Source organism: Rhizobium sp. RU20A, from assembly GCF_900155885.1.
Lineage (GTDB): Bacteria > Pseudomonadota > Alphaproteobacteria > Rhizobiales > Rhizobiaceae > RU20A.
Genome location: NZ_FTMB01000008.1, coordinates 139,529 through 159,773, shown reverse-complemented (window position 1 = coordinate 159,773; position 20,245 = coordinate 139,529). Strand labels below are relative to the sequence as shown.

19 protein-coding genes are annotated in these 20,245 nt (G+C 64.2%); 2 read left to right on the top strand and 17 right to left on the bottom strand.

The genetic code is table 11. The annotated features are described in order from the left end of the window. Positions 1-18: 18 nt before the first annotated feature. The 6 genes from F3H41_RS17545 to F3H41_RS17520 form a co-directional block, all read right to left on the bottom strand. A complete protein-coding gene (locus F3H41_RS17545; protein ID WP_149739980.1) occupies positions 19-780 on the bottom strand; it encodes a DeoR/GlpR family DNA-binding transcription regulator in 762 nt (253 codons plus the stop codon). A gap of 141 nt (positions 781-921) precedes the next feature. Further along, a complete protein-coding gene (locus F3H41_RS17540; protein ID WP_149739979.1) occupies positions 922-1,614 on the bottom strand; it encodes a cysteine hydrolase family protein in 693 nt (230 codons plus the stop codon). 29 nt (positions 1,615-1,643) lie between these two features. Continuing rightward, positions 1,644-2,450, bottom strand: a complete 807-nt coding sequence (locus F3H41_RS17535) for an ABC transporter permease (protein WP_149739978.1) — start codon at positions 2,448-2,450, stop codon at positions 1,644-1,646. Positions 2,451-2,454: 4 nt separating this feature from the next. Further along, a complete protein-coding gene (locus tag F3H41_RS17530) occupies positions 2,455-3,366 on the bottom strand; it encodes an ABC transporter permease (RefSeq protein ID WP_149739977.1) in 912 nt (303 codons plus the stop codon). A gap of 2 nt (positions 3,367-3,368) precedes the next feature. Continuing rightward, entirely contained in the window at positions 3,369-4,499 is a 1,131-nt protein-coding gene (locus F3H41_RS17525; protein ID WP_149739976.1) for an ABC transporter ATP-binding protein, read from the bottom strand. A gap of 27 nt (positions 4,500-4,526) precedes the next feature. Next, positions 4,527-5,663, bottom strand: coding sequence for a PotD/PotF family extracellular solute-binding protein (locus tag F3H41_RS17520; RefSeq protein WP_149739975.1), 1,137 nt, complete (start codon positions 5,661-5,663; stop codon positions 4,527-4,529). A gap of 317 nt (positions 5,664-5,980) precedes the next feature. Here F3H41_RS17520 and fabG point away from each other — a divergent pair, with 317 nt between their 5' ends. Further along, complete coding sequence (gene fabG / locus F3H41_RS17515) at positions 5,981-6,754, top strand: 3-oxoacyl-ACP reductase FabG (protein ID WP_149739974.1); 774 nt, start codon at positions 5,981-5,983, stop codon at positions 6,752-6,754. A 105-nt stretch (positions 6,755-6,859) separates the two neighbouring features. On the opposite strand, the gene F3H41_RS17510 is transcribed toward fabG, so the two are convergent. The 10 genes from F3H41_RS17510 to F3H41_RS17465 form a co-directional block, all read right to left on the bottom strand. Continuing rightward, positions 6,860-8,194, bottom strand: a complete 1,335-nt coding sequence (locus F3H41_RS17510) for an aspartate aminotransferase family protein (RefSeq protein ID WP_149739973.1) — start codon at positions 8,192-8,194, stop codon at positions 6,860-6,862. Positions 8,195-8,200: 6 nt separating this feature from the next. Further along, complete coding sequence (locus F3H41_RS17505) at positions 8,201-9,190, bottom strand: phosphotransferase (protein ID WP_149739972.1); 990 nt, start codon at positions 9,188-9,190, stop codon at positions 8,201-8,203. Between the two features lie 313 nt (positions 9,191-9,503). After that, positions 9,504-10,649, bottom strand: a complete 1,146-nt coding sequence (locus F3H41_RS17500) for a betaine/proline/choline family ABC transporter ATP-binding protein (protein ID WP_244616253.1) — start codon at positions 10,647-10,649, stop codon at positions 9,504-9,506. Between the two features lie 4 nt (positions 10,650-10,653). Next, positions 10,654-11,526: a proline/glycine betaine ABC transporter permease gene (locus F3H41_RS17495; RefSeq protein WP_149739970.1), complete on the bottom strand. Its 873-nt coding sequence runs from the start codon at positions 11,524-11,526 to the stop codon at positions 10,654-10,656. Positions 11,527-11,668: 142 nt separating this feature from the next. Then, positions 11,669-12,673, bottom strand: a complete 1,005-nt coding sequence (locus F3H41_RS17490) for an ABC transporter substrate-binding protein (protein WP_149739969.1) — start codon at positions 12,671-12,673, stop codon at positions 11,669-11,671. 101 nt (positions 12,674-12,774) lie between these two features. Beyond that, on the bottom strand, positions 12,775-13,779 hold the full coding sequence (locus tag F3H41_RS17485) for an Ldh family oxidoreductase (protein WP_149739968.1): 1,005 nt from the start codon (positions 13,777-13,779) through the stop codon (positions 12,775-12,777). Between the two features lie 10 nt (positions 13,780-13,789). Further along, on the bottom strand, positions 13,790-14,335 hold the full coding sequence (locus tag F3H41_RS17480) for a DUF3726 domain-containing protein (RefSeq protein ID WP_149739967.1): 546 nt from the start codon (positions 14,333-14,335) through the stop codon (positions 13,790-13,792). Continuing rightward, a complete protein-coding gene (locus tag F3H41_RS17475) occupies positions 14,332-16,026 on the bottom strand; it encodes a hypothetical protein (protein ID WP_210246672.1) in 1,695 nt (564 codons plus the stop codon). The genes F3H41_RS17480 and F3H41_RS17475 overlap by 4 nt, the downstream gene beginning before the upstream one ends. After that, entirely contained in the window at positions 16,023-17,018 is a 996-nt protein-coding gene (locus F3H41_RS17470; RefSeq protein WP_149739966.1) for a membrane dipeptidase, read from the bottom strand. Before F3H41_RS17470 ends, F3H41_RS17475 begins: the two co-directional genes overlap by 4 nt. A gap of 4 nt (positions 17,019-17,022) precedes the next feature. Then, a complete protein-coding gene (locus F3H41_RS17465) occupies positions 17,023-18,474 on the bottom strand; it encodes an aldehyde dehydrogenase family protein (protein WP_149739965.1) in 1,452 nt (483 codons plus the stop codon). 99 nt (positions 18,475-18,573) lie between these two features. Here F3H41_RS17465 and F3H41_RS17460 point away from each other — a divergent pair, with 99 nt between their 5' ends. Beyond that, positions 18,574-19,464 carry a LysR family transcriptional regulator gene (locus F3H41_RS17460; protein WP_149739964.1) on the top strand — a complete coding sequence of 297 codons (891 nt, stop codon included), beginning with the start codon at positions 18,574-18,576 and terminating at the stop codon, positions 19,462-19,464. A 146-nt stretch (positions 19,465-19,610) separates the two neighbouring features. On the opposite strand, the gene F3H41_RS17455 is transcribed toward F3H41_RS17460, so the two are convergent. Further along, positions 19,611-20,183, bottom strand: coding sequence for a hypothetical protein (locus tag F3H41_RS17455; protein WP_149739963.1), 573 nt, complete (start codon positions 20,181-20,183; stop codon positions 19,611-19,613). Positions 20,184-20,245 lie beyond the last annotated feature (62 nt).

Genomic DNA, 20,245 nt, shown 5'->3' with positions numbered 1-20,245 from the left:
TTCCGGGAAAACGTGCGCTCAGGCGAGGGTGACGGTGACGGCATTGGCGATCAGCCGATCCCGCAAGGGCGCGACCGGGGCCGCGTCGGTGACGAGATCGCTGATCGCGCCCCAGGGCGCATAGCGGGCCGGGAACAGGCGATCGTGCTTGGAATGATCGGCCACGACGAGCGTGCGTGCAGAACGCGCCATCATCGTCGAATAGACGGCGCCGCATTCGATCAGCGCGTCAGACGGACCGTCGGAGCCGAGACCGCTGGCGCCGAGAACGGCGACATCGGCGTTGAACCCATGCAGGAACGTCACCGCATGGGCGCCGACCGTGGCGCCTTCGGTGGCGTGGTAATCGCCGGGCAGCATGATGACCTTGATCGTCGGATTGATCGCCAGCACGGTCGCGACCCCGAAGGAATGGGTGAGAACGGTGATGTCCTTCATCTCCACCGCGATCCGCCGTGCGGTATGCACCGTTGTCGCGCCGGAACCGATCATCAGCACGCGCGCGCCCTTGAGGATCTGCACCGCCGCGCGCGCGATCCGTTCGCGCTCGGCGACGAACAGCATATGCCGTTCGGTGACGGAGGGCTCGGTGGAAAGCGAGCGCACCGCGCCGCCGTAGGTGCGGTTCAGCAGGCCCTGTCCGGTCAGCTCGTCGAGATCGCGGCGGATCGTTTCCGTGGATACGTCGAGGCGGCGCGCCAGTTCGGCCACCCGCAGGCTCGGCGCCTGCGTGAGTTCGGTCAGGATGCGCTCCTGGCGCAGGCTCTTCGGTTTCTTCATCCTGCATCGCCCATCTGCTGCCGGCCGGCTTTATCCGCTTCGCCGTCTGGCCCGAACCGGCCAGCGTGGCGATAGCCTTCCTTCTGGCAAGAAAGAACGGCGCGCACAAGCGGCCTGCGCCCACACCTTTCCGCCACCTCGTCAGGCCGGGAGATAGCCGATCAGCTCATCGGTCGTCATCACATTGGCGTAGATCATGTGCAGCCGCTCCAGTTCGCTGACGTGCAGGTCCATCGCGCCAGCCGCGCAGGCATCGTCGATCACGATCACGTCGAAGCTTTCATCGGCAAGGCTGCGCACCGTGGAGGACACGCACTGATCCGTGAAAATGCCGCTGCAGACCACATGGGTGATGCCCATATTGGTGAGGACGAGCCGCAGGTTCGTGCCCGTCAGCGCACTGTCCGTGGTCTTCGTCACGACGATCTCGTCGGGCCGCGGCGCGATCTGCGGCAGGATCTGAGAGGCAGCCTCGTCCTTCGGCAGCAGCAGGTTGTTCCAGCCAGGCTTGCGCTGGCTGAGCGACCGGTCGCGCCCGTCCGTGCGCAGGCAGGCGATGCGCGCAAAGAGCACGTCGAGCCCACGCGCGCGGAAATGCTCGATGAGACGCTGGTTGTTTGGAATGACCGTTCCGTGCATGCGCTCGTGAAACGGCGTCCAGGCATGGTAGCGGTCAAGCTCTGCCTCCGAAAGCCCGGCCGGGTCGGGCCGTTCCAGATAGGTGTTCTGCATGTCGATGACGAGCAGCGCCACCTTGCCCTTTTCGAGCACGGGATAATCCGGCTCCGGGGCACCCTGGTAATAGAAGGACCGACGTTCGGTTTTCCAGCTCATCGCGTTTTCCTCATCCTTCCCGCCGGCTCTCATAGGTCCCGCTGGCGGCGGCGCAGGATCATGATGACCAGCCCGCCGGCCAGAAGCAGCGTTGCCGCCGACAGCGTGCTCATCGTGCCAAGTGCCGGCACCATCGGCGAATAGCCGGCCACCATCTTCGAATAGAGCCATTTCGGGATCGTGGAATCAACGCCGGCCGTATAGAGCGACAGCGGAAAATTGCCCCAGGAAAGCAGGAAGGCGAAGAGCGCACCCGACCAGATGCCCGGCCAGAGGATCGGCAGGGTGATTTCTTTCAGGATGAACCAGCGGCTGGCGCCAAGATCGCGCGCCGCCTCCTCCAGCGTCGGATCGAAAGAATAGACTTGGATGGCAATGACGAGCGTCACGACCGGCACGATCCAGACAAGATGGGCGATGACGGCGGTCTGCCAGCTCGGATTGATGCCGATCGCATTGAACCACAGGAGAAGGGCGAGCCCCAGCACCGGCTGCGGAAAGAAGACCGGCAGAAGGATCGCCTTCTGGAACAGGCGCCGCCCCTTCCAGTCATAGCGGGCGAAAGCCAGCGCACCGAAAAAGGCGAAGAAGACCGAGACCAGCGTGACGATGAAGGCGATCAGCAGCGAATTCTGCACCAGCGTCTGGATTTCGAGCGAGGCAATGGTCTTGCCCCACCATTCCGTCGAGAAGACCTTGATGGGAAAGCCGAAATACCGTCCCTTGGAGAGACCGGCCAGCGCGCCGCACAGGATCGGCAGGTAAAGCGCGAAGACCACGAAGCCGGTCCAGACCTTGACGAAGGTGCGCGCGTGGATTTGCGAACGGGTTTCCATTCTCTCACCTCCTGCCGAGAATGCGGTCGAGGTCGAGCTTCGACAGCATGAAAAGCGCCAGACCGCTGACGATCACCACCAGCAGCAGCGCGAGCGCGGAACCGAGCGGCCAGTTCTGCGCATAGGTGAAGGCGATCTCGATATCCTGCGCGATGGTGATGACGGACTGGCCGCCGAGGATCTTGGATTCGGCGATCGCGCCTGCCCCCAGCACGAAGGTCAGCAGCATGCCGATGAGGATGCCGGGCATGGCGAGCGGCAGCTCGATCTCGCGCCAGATCATCAGCCGTCCGGCGCCAAGGTCCCGCGCGGCATCGACGAGATCACGCGGGACCATCGCGAGACCCAGCGACATCGGAAACAGCATGAAGGGGAGATAGACATAGAGCATGCCGAACAGCGTGGCGCCCGGCGTGTAGAGCACCTCCGGCCCGCCGGAAAAGCCGAGCCATTTCAAGGCGCCATCCATCACCCCGTTCTTGATGAAGAACAGCACCCAGCCGTAGAGGCGGACATTTTCCGACACGAAGAGCGGAAAGACGAAGAGCACGCTGACGAGCCCCGCCCATTTGCCGAACATGCGGTTCAGGCCATAGGCGATGGGATAGGCGATGATGGCGAGCAGCACGGTCGTTGCCAGCGCGAAGCAGAGCGACCAGACAAAGGACGTCCACACCGTGTTCGACGGCTCGACGATCGCCGCGAAATTGGCGAGCGTGAAGGAACGGAAGACGTCGAAGCTCTTCGGTGTCGCAAAGGCATAGGCGGCGACCGTGACCAGCGGGGCGAGGAAACCGAGGACCAGCAGGAGGATGACCGGCGAGGCCGCGCGCAGCCCGACCGGAATGGCGGGACCAGCGGCCCGTTCGCCCGTCGCCTGCGCGGAGGAGGTGGCGGAGGAGGTGATGGCGCTCATGGTCAGTCTCCCACCAGAATGGCGTCGCGCGCATCCCAGCCGATGGTGACCGTGTCGCCGGCGACCAGACCGCCGGCGGCCGCGCGGGCGACCTCGACGAGGTAGATACGCTCACCGGCATGCACCTGATACAGCATGCGCGATCCCAGCGAATATTCGTTGTAGATCCGGCCCGAGATCAGATTGTCGGCGCTGGACGGCCCCGTCACGAAGCGCATCGTCTCGGGCCGCACGATGACGGTGGCGGCCTCGCCGATATCGTCGCCGGCCGGCGCAACGACGATCGGGCCGCCATCGGCCTGCGTCCAGCCGCCATCGGCCGTGCGCCTGACGGGGAAGCTGTTCACTTCCCCGAAGAATTCGGCCACGAAACGTGTGGCGGGCTTCGTGTAGATCTCTTCCGGCGTGCCGATCTGCACCAGACGGCCGCGGCTCATCACGCCGACGCGGTCGGACATGACCATCGCTTCCTCGAGCGAATGGGTAATGTAGACGAAGGTCTTGCCGCTCTCGCGGTGCAGGTCCTTCAGCTCCTTTTCCAGCACCTTCTTCAGCTTGTAGTCGAGCGCCGAGAGCGGCTCGTCGAAGAAGAGGACATCGGGATCGTAGGCGAAGGCGCGGGCAAGCGCGACACGCTGCTTCTCACCGCCCGAGCAGCGCATGACGTTCTTCGCATAATAATGGTCGGGCAGGCGCACCATGCGCATGAATTCCAGAGCGCGGCGCTTGCGCTCCGCCGCCGGCACCTCGCGCACCTTCAGCGGAAACTCGATGTTTTCACCGACGGTCTTGTGCGGGAACAGCGCCAGCGACTGGAAGACGAGGCATGTCGGCCGCTTGTCGGCCGGCACGTCGTTGATGAGCGTACCGCGCAGCGTGATATAGCCGGAGGTCGGCGCCTCCATGCCGGCCAGCATGCGCAGCAATGTCGTCTTGCCGGAACCGGACGGGCCGACGATCGTGACGAACTCACCCTCCCTGATGTCGACGTTGATGCCGTCGACTGCGGCGAAATCGCCGAAGACCTTGCGGACATCCACCAGCTGCAGGACCGGCAGCGCCTTGGGCCGGGCGGCCGCTTCCCCATCTGTTTCCGTGTCGTTCACGGCGGGCGAGATCATCGCGATACCCATGTCAGTCTCCGTCCGGTCATGTCCGTCTCAGCCGCGCAGGCGCTTGGCGGCCGTCATCAGTTCCAGCGCCTTGTCGTAGTCGGGCACGATGTCGTATTCGGCCGAGCGCGCCATATCCTCTTCCAGCGTATCCCACTGGATCGCTTCCAGCTGCTCTGCGGTGAAAAGCTCGAAGCACTTGGGATTGCCCATCTGGCTGACCGGATTGAAGGTGCCCTCGGCGAAAGCGACGGTATGCGCGATTTCAGGCGCCTGCACATATTTAAGGAATTCGGTAGCGAGCGGCGAAAGCGCGGGATTGTTGACGGTCGAGGTGATCTCGATCCAGGAAATGCCGCCCTTGCCGTCGATCGGCCCTTTGAGCGGCGTGATGGCGCGCAGGTTCGGATAGCCATCGGCACGCGCGGGCGAGACCGAATAGGTGCCGCCGGTCATGTAGAGGTCGATTTCGCCGGAGACCAGCGCCTGGTTCAGCGAGGCCATGTCGCCCACCATCTTAGCGCCCTTGAAGACCTTCGCGGCCGTTTCCGAGAAGGCTTTCATCTCCGCCTCGTCATGGGTCTTGAACGGATTGATGCCGGCGACCAGGAAGATGTTGAAGACGTTCCAGTCATCCGATTCCTGGATGCCGTATTTGCCGGCAAGGGAGGGGTCGTTGAAGAGGTTCCAGCCCTGCTCCTCCGCCGTCGCCTTGCTGATCTTGTCCGTATCGACCACGAAGCTGTAGGGCCCGAAGCGCTGCGCCATGCCGAGCAGGTCCTTGCCGTCCTCGCTCATCGCCCAGCGGTAGGGCGCCTTGAAGTTCGGCAGCATGGTGTCGAAGAAGGGCTCGAACTCGGCGCGCGGCAACGGCTTGATCAGGCCGGCCGGCGCCATGACCTTGCGCGCCCAGGGATTGTTGACGTTGATGAGGTCCCAGAGCTTCGTCTCGCCGGCGCGCAGCCGGTTAATCATCGTCGGGTCATTGGTCAGGCTTTCGGCCTTCACCGTCGCCGAATGGCCGGAGCGGAAAGGATCGAGCACCTGGGCCGAATTGTAGCCCTCCCAGCACAGGATGTTCAGCTCCGTCTCGCGCGCGGCAAAGGCGCGGCTGGCCGAGGCCAGCGGCCCTGCAAAGGCAGCGGCGCCCATCATCTGCATCAGGTTGCGTCTGGACATTTTCATCGTCAGTTCCCCTTGTGATGCGGTCGGCGCCCGCGCCGCCGTTGCTCTCTTTTGTTGGAAGTGTGTCGCATGAATGTGTGATTTACAACATAAATTTTCTGCGCCATTGTGCATTGCGTCATCGATGACCAGGACGAGCGGGGCGCGTCACCGGAAAGCCTCCTTCGATCGCGGGACCTTCTAATACACTAGAATTGCAGTGATTTTCTTTTGGGCAGATCAGGCGGGCCGTGTGACTAGCTTTTAGTCTGACCGCTGAAAATTGGTGCAATGCTACAGAAAAGTGCCACACACCACAACAAAGAAGTGAGTGAGAAATGTTGAAGTCACTACAGGGGAAAACCGTCATCGTCACCGGCGCCAGTCGAGGCATCGGCAAGGGCATCGCGCTGCGCTTCGGCGCGGCGGGCCTCAATGTGCTGGTGGTCTCGCGCAGCCAGGCGGATGCAGACCGGGTCGCCGCCGGGATCGGCAGCCATGCCTCCGGTTTCGGCGCCGATGTCAGCACCGAAGAGGGTTGCCGCGCCATGGCCGAGGCCGCCGTCCAGCGTTACGGCGGGATCGATATCCTGTGCGCCAATGCCGGCATCTTTCCGGCCGCGAAGCTCGGCGAGATGACGGCGGCCGATTTCGATCATGTGCTGTCGACGAACCTGAAAAGCACCTTTCTCAGCGTTTCGGCCGTGCTGCCGGCGATGACGAAGGCGGGAGCAGGGCGCATCGTCATCACCTCATCGATCACCGGCCCCATCACCGGCTATCCCGGCTGGGCCCATTACGGCGCCAGCAAGGCCGGCCAGCTCGGCTTCATGCGCACGGCGGCCATCGAGCTTGCGCCGAAAAACATCACCGTCAACGCCGTCATGCCCGGCAACATCATGACGGAGGGGCTGGAGGGCAACGGGCCGGATTACATCGCCGCCATGGAAGCCTCGGTGCCGCTGCGCCGGCTCGGCAGGCCGGAAGACATCGCCAATGCCGCGCTGTTCTTCGCCTCGGAGGAAGCGGCCTATATCACGGGACAGTCGATCGTCGTCGATGGCGGGCAGATCCTGCCGGAATCGCTCGGCGCGCTCGAGGCGATGGGCTGAGACGACCGAGCTTGGCCGACCGGGCCGGGGACGACGAAGCCGGGCAGGGCATGACCGGCTTGCGGCTCCGCTTGTGCGGGGCGCGGCAGGTTTCCCCGATGCGCCTCAGCGGCGCGCGAGGATCGCGGCGAGCGTGTCGGAGAAGAGATCCGCGTCGGCCGCGGAGAAGCACAGCGGCGGGCGAATCTTGAGCGTCGCGCCGTATTTGCCGGCCGCGCCGATCAGCATGCCGTTCTCCCGCAGCGCGTTGATGACATGGGTCGCCAGCCGCGCATCCGGCTCGCCCGTGGCGGGAACGACGAAATCCAGACCGAGGAAGAGGCCCGCGCCGCGCACCGCGCCGATCTCGGTCCGGGCGGCCATCACGCCCTCCAGGCGGCGGCGGAAGTGGGCGCCGACATCGGCCGCCTTCTGCACCAGCCCCTCTTCATCCAGCACCCGCAGCACCGCGTGACCGGCCGCCGCCGCCACCGGATTGCCGCCGAACGTGTTGAAATAGCCCGTTTCCTCGCAGAAGCGCCGGACGAATTCCGGCCGCGTCACCACGCCGCCCATCGGGAACCCGTTGCCCATCGGCTTGCCCATGGTGACGATGTCGGGCACCACGTCGTGACGCTGGAAACCCCAGAGCCCCCCGCCCGTGCGACCGAAACCCGGCTGCACCTCGTCGGCGATCAAAAGCCCGCCGGCACGGCGCACGACCGCCGCCGCCGTCTGCATGAAGCCCGGCGGATCGGCGAAGATGCCGTCGCTGGAAAAGATCGTATCGACAATCAGGGCGGCGGTTGCGATGCCGCGCGCCTTCAGCGCCGCGATGGCCTCTTCGACGGAGGCCGCGAAACTGTCGGCCACATCGCGTCCATCGCGCGCAACGGGGGCCGGGATGACGGCCACGAAGGGCGCGGGCTTTCGCTTGCGCAGCGACGATGGCGAGATTTCCGTCACCAGCGCGGTATTGCCGTGATAGGCCGCCTCGGTGACGATAAAGCCTTCCGCCCCGGTGGCGATCCGGGCGATGCGCATGGCGAGGTCATTGCTCTCGCTGCCCGTGCAGGTCATCAACAGCGTGTCGAGCCCCTCCGGAAAACGCGACAGCAGGTCTTCCGCATAGGCATCGACCACAGTGTTGAGATAGCGGGTGTGGATATTGAGCTCCGCGGCCTGCCGCGCGATCGCCTGCACCACGCGCGGATGGCAATGGCCGACGGAGGGCACGTTGTTGTAGACGTCGAGATAGCGGCGCCCCTCGGCATCGTAGAGATAGGCCCCTTCGGCCCGGACCATCTCGATCGGCTGGTCGAAGAACAGCACGGACGATGCGCCGAAATTCGCCTGGCGCCGCGCCACCTTGGTCGCCAGTTGCGGCGAGAGCTGAGCCACGGCGGCGGCGTCGAAGCGGTTGAGGTCGAGAATTTCCGTCGTCGCAGCGCTCTTCGCCATCCTGCCTTACCCTTCCCGTGAGAGATAGCGCTCGGCGAGCGCCACCGTGCCGTCCGTGTAGGCCGTGCCGAGCGCCTGGGCTGTCGGCGTTTCCGCATGCGAGGCGATCCAGGCGGTCAGCTGCATGCGCCGGAGCATGATGAACATCGGCAGCGCCGCCGCCTGTTCGGCGGCAAGCGGCGCAGTGCGCCGGTAACCCTCCAGCCAGGCCTCCATCAGCTCCGGCACCGAGGGCTCGTGCTCGATGAAGCTGACGGCGGCGGCGAAATCATAGGCAAACCAGGAAAGGCCGCAGTCGTCGAAATCGATAACACCGAGCCTGTCGCCCTCGACCAGCAGGTTGGCGGCGCGCATGTCGCAATGGACCAGGCCAAACCGGTCGGCGCCATGGCCATAGGCGGCCGTCTGCCGCTCCAGAAGCGCGTGCAGGCGCTCCAGGATCGCCCGGCCGTCGGCGGTCAGGCCGAGTGCAGCGCGCCAGTCGCCCCAGTGCGCGCCCTTCCCGAGGATCCGGTCGAAATCCCAGGTCTTGCGCACGAAGCCCGCGGGACGGGTCCAGCCGCGGCTGTGGGCATGCAGCCGGGCATTGATTTCGCCGAGCGTGCCGTACCATTTGACCATATCTGCCTCCGCATCCGGCTCGCGGCCCGCCATATGCTCGAAGGCGACGGCATGGCGAAGGCTGGCGTCGTCCGAAAAACGCTGCAGCAGCCGGCCATCCGCCGCGGCCACCGGCTTCGGCGTGGCCACGACGCCATCGGCGCGCAACGCCTCGATCCAGGCGAGTTCGGACAGGATTTCCGCTTCGGTATGATAATCGGGGCGATGCACGCGGACGATCAGCTTGCGACCGTCGGACGGATCGTCGAAAAGAAAGGTCGCGTTCTCCGAAATCGTCAGCAGACGCAGCTGCGCCTCGGCGGAGAGACCCCAAGCCGGCGCGAGTTCCCGCACCCCCGAACCCAGCCGCGACAGAAAATCTTCATCATACAACACCAGAGCCGCCCCACCCGCCAATGAACATCAGAATCCAACACCATAAATGTTGGAATGACAACATTTATTTGATGGAAACACAACGAAATTGCGAGACAGCATCACCTCCGACACGGCGCTTGGGCACGTCCAGCAAAAGTGCATCGGCGATTTTGCGTCCGGGCTGACTGACAACAAAGAGATGCAGCATTTCAGGTAATCCCGTTTTCACCGGAAATGCTGAAGGGTCAAAACCCGGTCAGGACAGGCGTTCTGTCGAGGAGGATGGGATCGAATGGCAGCGCCAAAGCGCAAGGCATGGCAACGCTAGGCGCTAGGCCTTGCAGTCCGGGCGGGCCATTGCCCTGAACGTCATTTCGCGCGTCAGGATGCCCGTGGCCCGACCGCCTTCCGTCACAACGATGGTGTCATGCGCGGCAAGCAGCGGGAAACACTGGCCGATCGCGATCCCGGCATCGACGGTAGAGACCGGGAATGCCTCGCCCGTCGCCCCTTGCATGATAAGACGCGGTCCGCCTCCATCATTGACGATGATGCCCGGATGGTCGCGCAGGAGTGCCGCCGACCGTTCCGGCGTTGCCTCGGATGTCGTCAGGACCGGCACTTTCGTGAACGCCTCGCGGGCGTACAGGGCGCGCGAAAGATCGACCTTGCGCACGAAACGCTCGACATAGGTGTCGGCGGGGCGGAAGAGAATGTCCTCCCCCGTACCGACCTGGCGCAGCTCGCCATCCTTGAGGATGGCGATGCGGTCGCCGAGATACAGCGCTTCATCGAGATCGTGGGTGATGAAGATGATCGTCTTCTTCAGCCGCGCCTGGATGTCCTTGAGCTGCTCCTGCATATCGCTTTTGATCAGCGGGTCGAGCGCGCTGAAGGCCTCGTCCATCAACAGCACATCCGCTTTGGTGGCCAGCGCGCGGGCGAGGCCGACACGCTGCTGCATGCCACCCGAAAGCTGTCGCGGAAAGCGGTTCTCGAAGCCCTTCAGGCCCACAAGCTCCAGCTGTTCCATGCCGAGTTCGACGGCCTCGCGCCGGTTGACGCCCTGCAGGACGGGCCCGCAGATGGTGTTTTCCAGCACGGTCTGGTGAGGCAGCAGGCCGAAACGCTGGAACACCATGGAAATTCCTTCCCGGCGGAAGGCCAGGAGTTCGCGCGCATCCATCTCCATGATGTTGCGGCCATCGACCAGAATGCGGCCGGCGGTCGGCTCGATCAGCCGGTTGAAATGGCGGATGAGCGTCGATTTTCCCGAGCCCGAGAGGCCCATGATGACGAAGGTCTCACTGGGCCGGATCGAAAAATCGATATCCTTGAGGCCAACGACACACCCGGTCTTCCTGAGCACCTCCGCCTTCTCGGCGCCGGCCCTGATTTCCGCCAGCGCATCGCTCTGACGGCTGCCAAAAATCTTGTAGACCTTGTCGACACGGATCTTAACGTCGGAAGCGGTCACGGGCTCACTCTCCGCTGGCCAGATGTTTCTGGGAGCGCCGTCCATAGGACTGGGCGATACGATCGAAGATCACCGCGAGAAAGACGATGGCCATGCCGGCGATGAGGCCGCGACTGACTTCGAGCCGCTGGATGCCTTGCAGCACCTGGTAGCCCAGGCCGCCCGCGCCGATCATCGAGGCGATGACCACCATGGAAAGCGCCATCATCGTCGTCTGATTGATGCCGGCCATGATGGTCGGCAAAGCCAGCGGGATTTGCACCTTCAACAGCTTTTGTCGGGGCGTCGCGCCGAAGGCGACGATCGCCTCGACCACCTCGCCGTCGACCTGACGGATGCCGAGATCGGTCAGCCGGATCACCGGCGGAATGGCGAAGAATACCGTGGCGAGAATGGCGGGGATCTTGCCGGGGCCGAACAGCATGACGAAGGGAATGAGATAGACGAAGATCGGCAGTGTCTGCATGATATCGAGCAGCGGCAGGGCCAGAGACCGCAACCGGTTCGACTGCGCCATCAGAATGCCGAGCGGAATGCCGACAACGACGGCCACGACCGTGGCGGCCAGCATCAGCGCGATCGTCGCCATGGCATCGTTCCACATGCCGAGCGTGCCGATGAAGACGAGCATGATAACCGCACCGGCGGTCGCCTTGACGCTTCGGGAGGCCGAATAGGTGAGGGCGGCGATGGTGATGATCGTGACATACCAAGGCAGCCACTGCAGGAAGCCCTCCAGGCCGGCGAGGAACTTCAGCAACGGCATCATCAGCCGTTCGAACGTATCGCCATAATTCGTCACAACCCAGCTGAAGCCATCGTCGATGGCGAAGCGCAGACCGCGCGTATCGATGAGTTCAGGGAAATTATCCGCCACGGCGCGCGCCTTTCAAGGCTGGGTTCCCGCCAGCCGCGCCGCAACCTTGTCCGCAGGACGGACATCGCGCGGCAGCCGGCCAACGGGCGAAGGGCAGTAGGCGGGGCGGCGCTGAGGTGCGCACCGCCCCGGGGCTGAAACGTTACAGTGAGGCTTTGACCTTGGCCGCGACATCGGCCGGCACCCATTTGGTCCAGATCGTTTCGTAGTTCTTGAGGAAGTAGGTCGCGACCTCCTCGGGCGACGCCTTGTTGTCGTCCCCCCAGGCCAGCACAGTGCTGATCTCGTCGTTCGGCACCTGCATCTTCGACAGGAACGCGGCGACCTCGGGGGCCTTCTTCTTCAGGCTTGTCGTCACGGCCACGGCAACTTCGCCGACGGCCCAGCCGGTCAGTTCCGGCTTCTCGCATTTGGGATCGGTGAGGCAGGTGAACTTCGCCGCATCATAGGCCGGCATGTCGAGTTTCGTCAGCTTGTACTTGCCGATCACCTCGGTCGGGCCCCAGTAATAGCCGAGGAACGGCTTCTTGCGAGAGATCTGCCGGGCGATTGCGGCCTTCAGGTTGGCGCCAGAGCCGGTCGGATAGATTTCGTAGGTCTCTTCGAGTCCGAGCGCGTTGATGAGATTGTTGGTGATGATCTCGCAGCCCCAGCCGGGCGGGCAGGCATAAAGGCGCCCCTTGCCAGGATTGGAATCCTCCTCGAACACCTTCCAGTTCGCCTTGAGGTCGCTGACGGAGCGAATTTCCGGATGCGCCGCGGCGACGTAGTCCGGGATCCACCAGCCCTCCTGGCCGCCGCTCGCAAAGATGTCGCTGGCCTTGTAGACGGTGCCCTTGGCCAGCATCTGGTCCCAAGTTGCCTTCGTCGTGGAAACCCAAAGTTCCGGCGCGATGTCCGGCTCGCCCTTGGCCAGCATGGAGGAGGCCGTCGGCACCGTATCGCCGGGCACGATCTGCACGTTGCAGCCATACCCCTCTCCCAGGATCGCCTTCGTCACATAAGCGAGCGTTCCCGCCGAAAGCCATGTCATTTCGGCGACGGTGATGGGGTCGGTTGTGCCGCACTCCGCCGCCTTGGCAGCGGTCCCGCCGAAGGCCATGCAGGACAGGCAAAGGCCCGCAAGAATGGATGTCCTGATCTTCATTTCCGTTCCCTTCGTTATCGTTGCATGCTCCTCGAGGGTACGATGTCGAAAGCCACCATTTATATCAAACCGAAATAACTGATCCGTATTTCAGAAAAACTTTACTGGAGAAGGGCCTCGATGCGCGCAGCCAGCGCCGGATCGACGGGCACGCCTTCGCGCTCGGTGCGGGCGCGCGCAGAGCGCCGGCGGCCACCGGGAAGCCGGGCACCCTCCTGCGCGCGAACGGCGGCGAGCAGGCTCGCCACCTGCTGCGAAAAACCGCTGGAAAAGGCCAGGGGATCGAAGGCAATGAAACAATGGCCGGTCCTGGGCGGTCCTCCGGCCGCGCCGGAAAACGGGCTTGCATCCTTGCTGAGCAACGCCCCCGACAGACAGGAGGCAAGGATCTCGACGAGAAGCCCGGCGCCGAACCCCTTGTGCCCGCCAGCAGGTAGCATGGAGCCCTTGAGAGCGGCGTCCGGATCGACGGTCGGCCCGCCCTCCGCGTCGAGCGCCCAGCCGGGTTCGATGGGGCGGCCCTCGCGGGCGCGCAGCAGGATCTCCGACTTTGCCACGACGCTCGCCGACTGGTCGAGCACCAGCGCCGCGCCACCGGTCTCATCGGGCACGCCGAGCGCGAAAGGATTGGTGCCGATGATGGGAAGGCGGCCGCCGGGCGGCGCGATCGAGGCGGGCGCATGGGTGGTGCAAAGGCCCAGCAGGCCGGATTCGGCGATCCGTTCGGCGTGATGGCCAAGAACGCCGCAATTGTAGGAATTGAAGACCGTCATCGCTGCCACGCCGTTTTGGCGGGCGGCGGCGACGAAGAGGGGCCAGCCGGCATCGATTGCCGGATGGGCAAAGCCGGTGGCGGCATCGACGACGATAGCGCCGGGACGGGGGCGTGTCACGACCGGACGTGCGCTTCCGTCGACCTTGCCGCAGCGCACATGCTCCGCATAGATCGGCACATAGAGCAGGCCGTGGCTGCGGATGCCGTCGCGTTCGGCCAGCATGATCGAGCGGGCGACGGATGCCGCATTGTGCTGGCTGGCGCCTGCGGCGACGAGGGCACGCAGACACAGCGTCTCAATCGCGGCAAGCGTCATCAGGTCTTCGGTCATGCAACCATCCTCAATCGTTGTCGGTCGTGCCCGCACCGGCGCCGCGGTCGCGCGAAAGGTCCGACGCCGGCACATAGGTGCGCGCCGCAAGCGCGAGCGCCGCCGCATAGGCCTTCGTATCGGTGGCCGCTGGTCGCGCCGTGGCCGCGTTGGCAGGATCTGCAGGATCGGGCACGCCGCGCAGCATGGTTGCGCAGGGCGGCGGGGAAGCGCCATCGGCAATCCGTGACAGCCGGATCGTCCGGCCTTCCTCCGATTTCATTGCCAGGCAGCCGCTCGCACCGGCGAGGCCAAGCAGCAGCACGTCGCTTTCGGCAAGGCGCATTCCTGTCCGTTCGCCGCTGCACACCGCATCGACCATCGCCAGCGTAACGAGAATGACCTGCGGAGTTGCGAGCGCCTCGACAAGGTGGCTGAGGGCATCGACACCGCGGGACGAAAGCCAGACGACCGCAGTGCCGATCTCCTCGGCGATACCCTGCGGCAATCCCGCCCCACGCGCTGCTTTCAGGGCGAGCGACTGCACTTCGTTGTAGGAAAGCTGGATTGTCGTCATCTCAGCACCGGAAGCCAGCAATCGTCCGTTTCGCCGGCCAGGATGTCGTCGGGGGTCGGGGCGCCCTGGAACAGGGTGATGCGTGTCCAGCGGTCGGAGCGCGGGTCGAATTTCGAGGCGCCGAAGAAGGCGAGCTTGCAGCGCAGCATGTCGATCGGCAGGCAGCGCTCCGAAAGCAGATTGTCGCGGATTTCCGCATATGGGGCGGCAGCCGCCATCTGGATGCGACGAACGATATGGCGATGCTGCGGGAACTGAGCGAGAAAGGCAGCCACGGTCTGGTCGCCGGGCGCATCCGCGAGGTCGGCAGCGAGCCGCTGCGCTTGCCGGGCGATATCGAGCGGCTGTTCCAGTTCCGCGCCGGGCTCCGTGGCACGACGACCGAGGCGCGGTTCCAGCTTCTCTTCCGAGACATACCAGAACTGGGCGGTTTCAGCCGGCGCATCGAAGGCGAGGGCGCTCGCCCAGGCGTAGTGGTCTCGCACAAGCCCGCGAAGGGTCGCGACCGGCATGGCGCGCGTGAGCGTGCTTTCCCGCGCCCTCGCCATGCCCTCCGCAAGGTCGTCATTCTCGGCGCCCGCCATTTCGATGAGGAGGGCGACGAGCAGTTCCTGGAAGTCCACGGACAGGGCCTGCGACCGGTCCAGCAGAGACGCGACGGGAAAGGGTGTCGGCAGCAGCGTCTGCGGCGCAATCCATCCCTCGGCGTCCCGCCACTCCTGCCGCAGACGCAGAAGCCGCGCCATCAGGGCCGCATCGTCCACCGACCATTGGTCGAGATGCAGGGTCGCCTGCCGCCAGAGCGTGCCAAGGCGGTCACAGGAGGCTGCGTCCAGCGATCGCCTTGCCCTGACGCGGGCGAGGGCGGTTTCCCGCGCGACGACCCAGCTGTTCAGCAGCGCGGGGTGGTTGACCAGGAAGGGCGCCATGCCGAGGCCGGTGGAATTGCCGACCCCGATATGGCGGCGAAACTCCGGCGCCAGCGGCACGAAGGTTTCCGGCGCCCGGCAACGGGCAACGTGTTCGACCAGATCGTGGGAAAAGGCACGGATCAGCCACACCGTCAGCATCTCTGCCTGAAAGGGCCCGTCGAGGCCCTCCCGTGCGGCCAGCACGAAACGATCGGCAATCCCGAACTTGCCATTGCCGTAAACGGCGGTGGTGCGCAGCAGGTAACCGACTTCCCCCAGGCGCTGCCGATCCGGCTGTCGACCGTGGGCGAGGCTGTCGGCGACATGCTCGAAGAAGCGCACGGACTTGTTCGCACGGCTCAGCACGAGGTCGCGCGGACCGAAGCGCCCGGCCTCCTGACGTGGGGCATTGGCCCGCAGCCGCTCGATCTCGCCGGCATCGGGAGCGCCGTCATAGAGCACATAGCTGGTATCCCAGGCCTGCGCGATCACACGGTCGGAGCGCTGATCGTCGGCAAGGTGGCAGGAAAAGGCAACGAGACTGTAGTCACGGCCACCAAGCGCAACCGTGTAGACGGCATCGCCGAAGCCCAGATGGTCGATGTTCCAGACGCGGCGCTCCACCGTGCTGCCGTTTGCCGCAAGCCGGCGGATCAGGCTGCGCAGGAAGCTGAGGCGTGTCGGGAAGGAAGCACCCATGCGCTGGAGGCGCATGACGATATCCGGCGACCTGAGCGCCGGCGCCATGTCCGCTGTGGGATCGGCCGCGCTGCCCTTCATGGCATCGCCTCGAAGGAGGCGGTGTAAAACCGCAGCCAGTTGCCGCCCATGATGCCGCCGACTTCAGCGTCCGAAAAGCCGGCATTGCGCAATCCATAGCGCAGATTTCCGAGATCCGCATTGCTGTTGAACCAGTGCGGTTGCCGGGGAAAGCCCGCCGCGGCCGCCGATCCCTCGCCATAGTCCGTCGCCTTGGCCCAGCGGCCGTTGCGCATCCAGGTCACGACGGAATCGGGCTGGCCCTGGCACAGGTCGCTGCCGATGCCGATATGCTCCGCGCCGTAGCGTGCCCCGGCCTCGGCGACCATGGCGCAGAAGCTTTCCAGCGAACAATTCGACCCGTCCTTCAGGTGGTGCGGATAGAGCGACAGGCCGAGCATGCCGCCCGATTGCGTCAGGGCCTTCAGCACCCTGTCGGACTTGTTGCGCAGCGCCGGATGCCACCAGTGCGGATTGGCGTGCGTGATGGCGATCGGACGTGCCGAGAACTCGATGGCCTCCAGGGTGGAGCGTTCGGCGGAATGGCTCATGTCGATGACCATGCCCACCCGGTTCATCTCGGTAATGGCCTGTCGTCCGAAGCGGGTGATGCCGGGATCTTCGGCCTCGTAGCAGCCGGTGGCAAGCAGGGACTGGTTGTTGTAGCTCAGTTGCATGAAGCGCACGCCGAGCGTATGGCAGACCGCGATCAGCCCGATATCATCCTCGATCGGCGACGGGTTCTGCAGGCCGAAGAAAATCGCCGTGCGGCCCTCCCGCATGGCGCGCTCGATATCGCTTCCGGAGCGACCGAGGAAAATCAGGTCCGGATGGCGTTCGAAATGCCGGTTCCAGGCGATGATGTTGGCGACCGTCTCCCGGAAATTCTCGTGATAGGCGATGGTGGCGTGTACGGCATGCACGCCGCCTGTCCGCATCTCGGCAAAGACGCTCGGCCCCCAGTTGGCATATTGCAGGCAGTCGACGAGCGGCGTGGCGATCTTCGCGTCCATGGCTTTACTCCGGCTCTCCCGCCCGGATATAGGCGGTCTTGACCTGGGTGTAGAACTCGGCCGCCGAGCGACCCTGTTCGCGTGAGCCGAAACTTGAATCCTTCCGGCCGCCGAACGGCACATGATAGTCCGTGCCCGCCGTCGGCAGGTTGATGGTCACGCAGCCGGTCTCGACATGACGGCGGAAATGCGTGGTGCGGGCAAGCGAGCGGCTGAAAATGCCGGCAACAAGACCGAAGCGCGTGTCGTTGACGACGGAAAGGCCCTCTTCATACGAGGCGACCTTCTGCACCGCGGCGATGGGCGCAAACATTTCCTCGCGGTTCAGGTCCATGGCGTTGGTCGTGCCGATCAGCAGGGCCGGCGCCATATAGAAGCCGTCATGTTCCAGCCGCAGACGCTCGCCCCCGACCGCGACCTCCGCGCCGGCGGCACGGGCGCGATCCATCCAGGCAAGGTTCGCCGCAAGCTGGCGTTCGCTGACCACCGGGCCAATCTGCGTGCCATCGGTCAAGGCATGCCCCACCTTCAACGCGGCGACGGCGGCGGCCAGCTTCTCGACGAACACGTCATGCACGTTTTCCTGCACGACGAGCCGCGAGGAAGCCGTACATTTCTGACCCGTGCCGGAATAGGCACCGCCAATGGCGGCCGCGACCGCGAGGTCGAGATCGGCGTCGTCCATGACCAGCAAGGCATTTTTCGAGCCCAGCTCCAGCTGGAACTTCGTGAGGTTCGCAGCCGCCGCGACCGCGACCTGGCGGCCGACCTCGTAAGACCCTGTGAAGGTGATGGCATCGATGTCGCGATGGCCGGCCAGCCCGTTACCGACGACAGCCCCCTGACCCATCAGAAGCTGGAACGTCCCGTCGGGCAGGCCGGCGCGATGAATGATGTCGGCGAGCGCCCAGGCCGAGGCCGGCGTCTCGTTTGCCGGCTTCCAGATGACGGCGTTGCCATAGGCCAGCGCAGGCGCGATCTTCCAGCTGGCGGTCGCCGTCGGGAAATTCCAGGGGGAGACGACGGCGACCAGTCCCATGGGTTCGCGGCGCATGTCGATTTCGATGCCAGGGCGCACGGAATCGGCATTCTCGCCAAGCTGGCGCAGCACTTCCGCCGCATAATAGGTGAAGAACTGACCGGCGCGGAAGACTTCGCTACGGCCTTCCGCCAACGGCTTTCCCTCTTCGCGTGACAACAGTGCGCCCAGTTCGACGGATCGCTCCATCATTTCAAGGCCGATGCGATTGAGGATGGCTTGGCGCTGCTCAAGGCCCGTCGCCCGCCAGGCTGGCAAGGCCGCACGGCCGGCTGCGACCGCCTCGTCGAGGTCCGCCATATCGGCCTGTGCGTAAAGCCCGATCAGATCGCTGATATCAGAAGGGTTGCGGTTCTCGTGGAAACGCGCACTCTGCCTCCATTTACCGGCGATCAGGTTGGCGTAGTGTTCTGCCATCTGCTGTCTCCTTCTGGTGAAGCGGAAAATCCTTCAGCAGCCCGCTTCAATCAAGCGGATATTTCTGTTATCAATTTCAGAAGAATTGAAACGGTATCCATGATCAAGCTGGAAGCATTGCGCGTCTTCGTCACCGTGGCGGAGAGCGGAAACATCAAGGACGCTGCCGATGCTGTCGGCCGCACGGCTTCGGCCGTATCGATGACACTGAAGCAGCTGGAAGACGAGATCGGCGGGCCGCTTTTCCAGACAGACCGCAAGAACTGCCTGACGGCGCTGGGTACGTTGATGCTCGATCTCGGCCGCGAGCAGATTCGCAGCTTCGACAAATCCGTCGGTGTCATGCGCGCCTTCGCGCACAGCCGCATCGGCAGCCTTTCCATCGCATCCGTTCCCTCCGTGGCCACCAATGTGCTGCCGAGCATTCTCCAGCGCTTTCTCGAGACGCGGCCTCAGGTGCAGCTGGAACTGTTCGACATCGACAGCGCACAGGTGCGGCGCATGGTGGAAAGCGGAACGGCAGACCTCGGTTTTGCCGGTGAAAGCCGCTCTGGCGGCAGCGTGGCCTTTACGCCGCTCTTCAGCGACCGCTTAAAGCTCCTGTGCAGGGACGACCACGACCTCTGCCTCCTGGACCGGCCCGTTGACTGGAGCGACCTCGAAGACATCACGCTGATCCGCAACGGCGCGTCCGACCGGATCGAGGCGGAGGATTACCGGCGGATTTCCGCCAGATCGCTGATCACCGTCTACAATGTCACCTCGCTGGTCGCGCTGGTGAGAGCCGGGGTGGGACTGACCATTCTGCCGTCCCTTACCATGCATGGAACCCATGATGGCGTGGCGGCACTCGACCTCGCCGATGACGCGGCACATCGACAGTTGGGGTTGGTGGAACGGCGCGACGTTCCCCCGTCACCCGTCGCCGCCGCGTTCCGCGCCTTCGCCCTCAACGAAATACCCGCACTGGCATGCCGCATTTCGAAATAGGATCTGCCTGTCCGCGTTGCTGTTGCATTTGAAAATGGAATCTGCCCGCAAAAGCAGGCTTGCGGCATAGGCATTATTATGGAACATGCGGTGAAACGATCCTACTTTTTTGATAATTGAGTAAACCGTAGTGGTGCTCGACTGCATCAATTGCCATCGAAGGCACTAGCCGCTTCGCGTGCCTGACGAGACGCTTCGTTGAACAGACGCGTCTTTTGCGCAACGGCGGCCCGGTGATGATCGACTGCCGCCTCACGATACAGATGTCTCCCAGCCACCATCAGGACGATCACGAGCAGCATGGTGGTGACGGTAGCGCCAAACTTGTTACCAACCTGCAGATCGGCAGCTCGGATCTCCTGCCACATAAGAATGCATGCAATAACGGCTACGGGAATGGAAAGACCGAATGTGACTAGAACGCCTGTCGTCGGGCTACTCACGTCGGGGAGCGTCAACCAGGCAATGAAAAAGGCGAATGCGCCGGGAAGACAGAGGAACAACAGCTCAAAGGGATGGAGCGGATGGGGCAGATGCCCGAGCGACACCCGAACCGAGGCCGCGCCCAACAGGGCAAGAACCGCCAAAACCACACAGTTGATCAAAGCCGTCAGGGCACGGTCCTCGACAACGGCAAGGATCGCCGTGATGAGGGTGATGTGAACCGTGTGCCAACGGTGAGGTCGTTGCGCCAACCAGTGTACAATCGTGTCCAGCATGAAGGAGAACCCCAGTGTCGAATGGGCTCTCTCATGTCCGAACCCGGCCGGATTTGCGATTG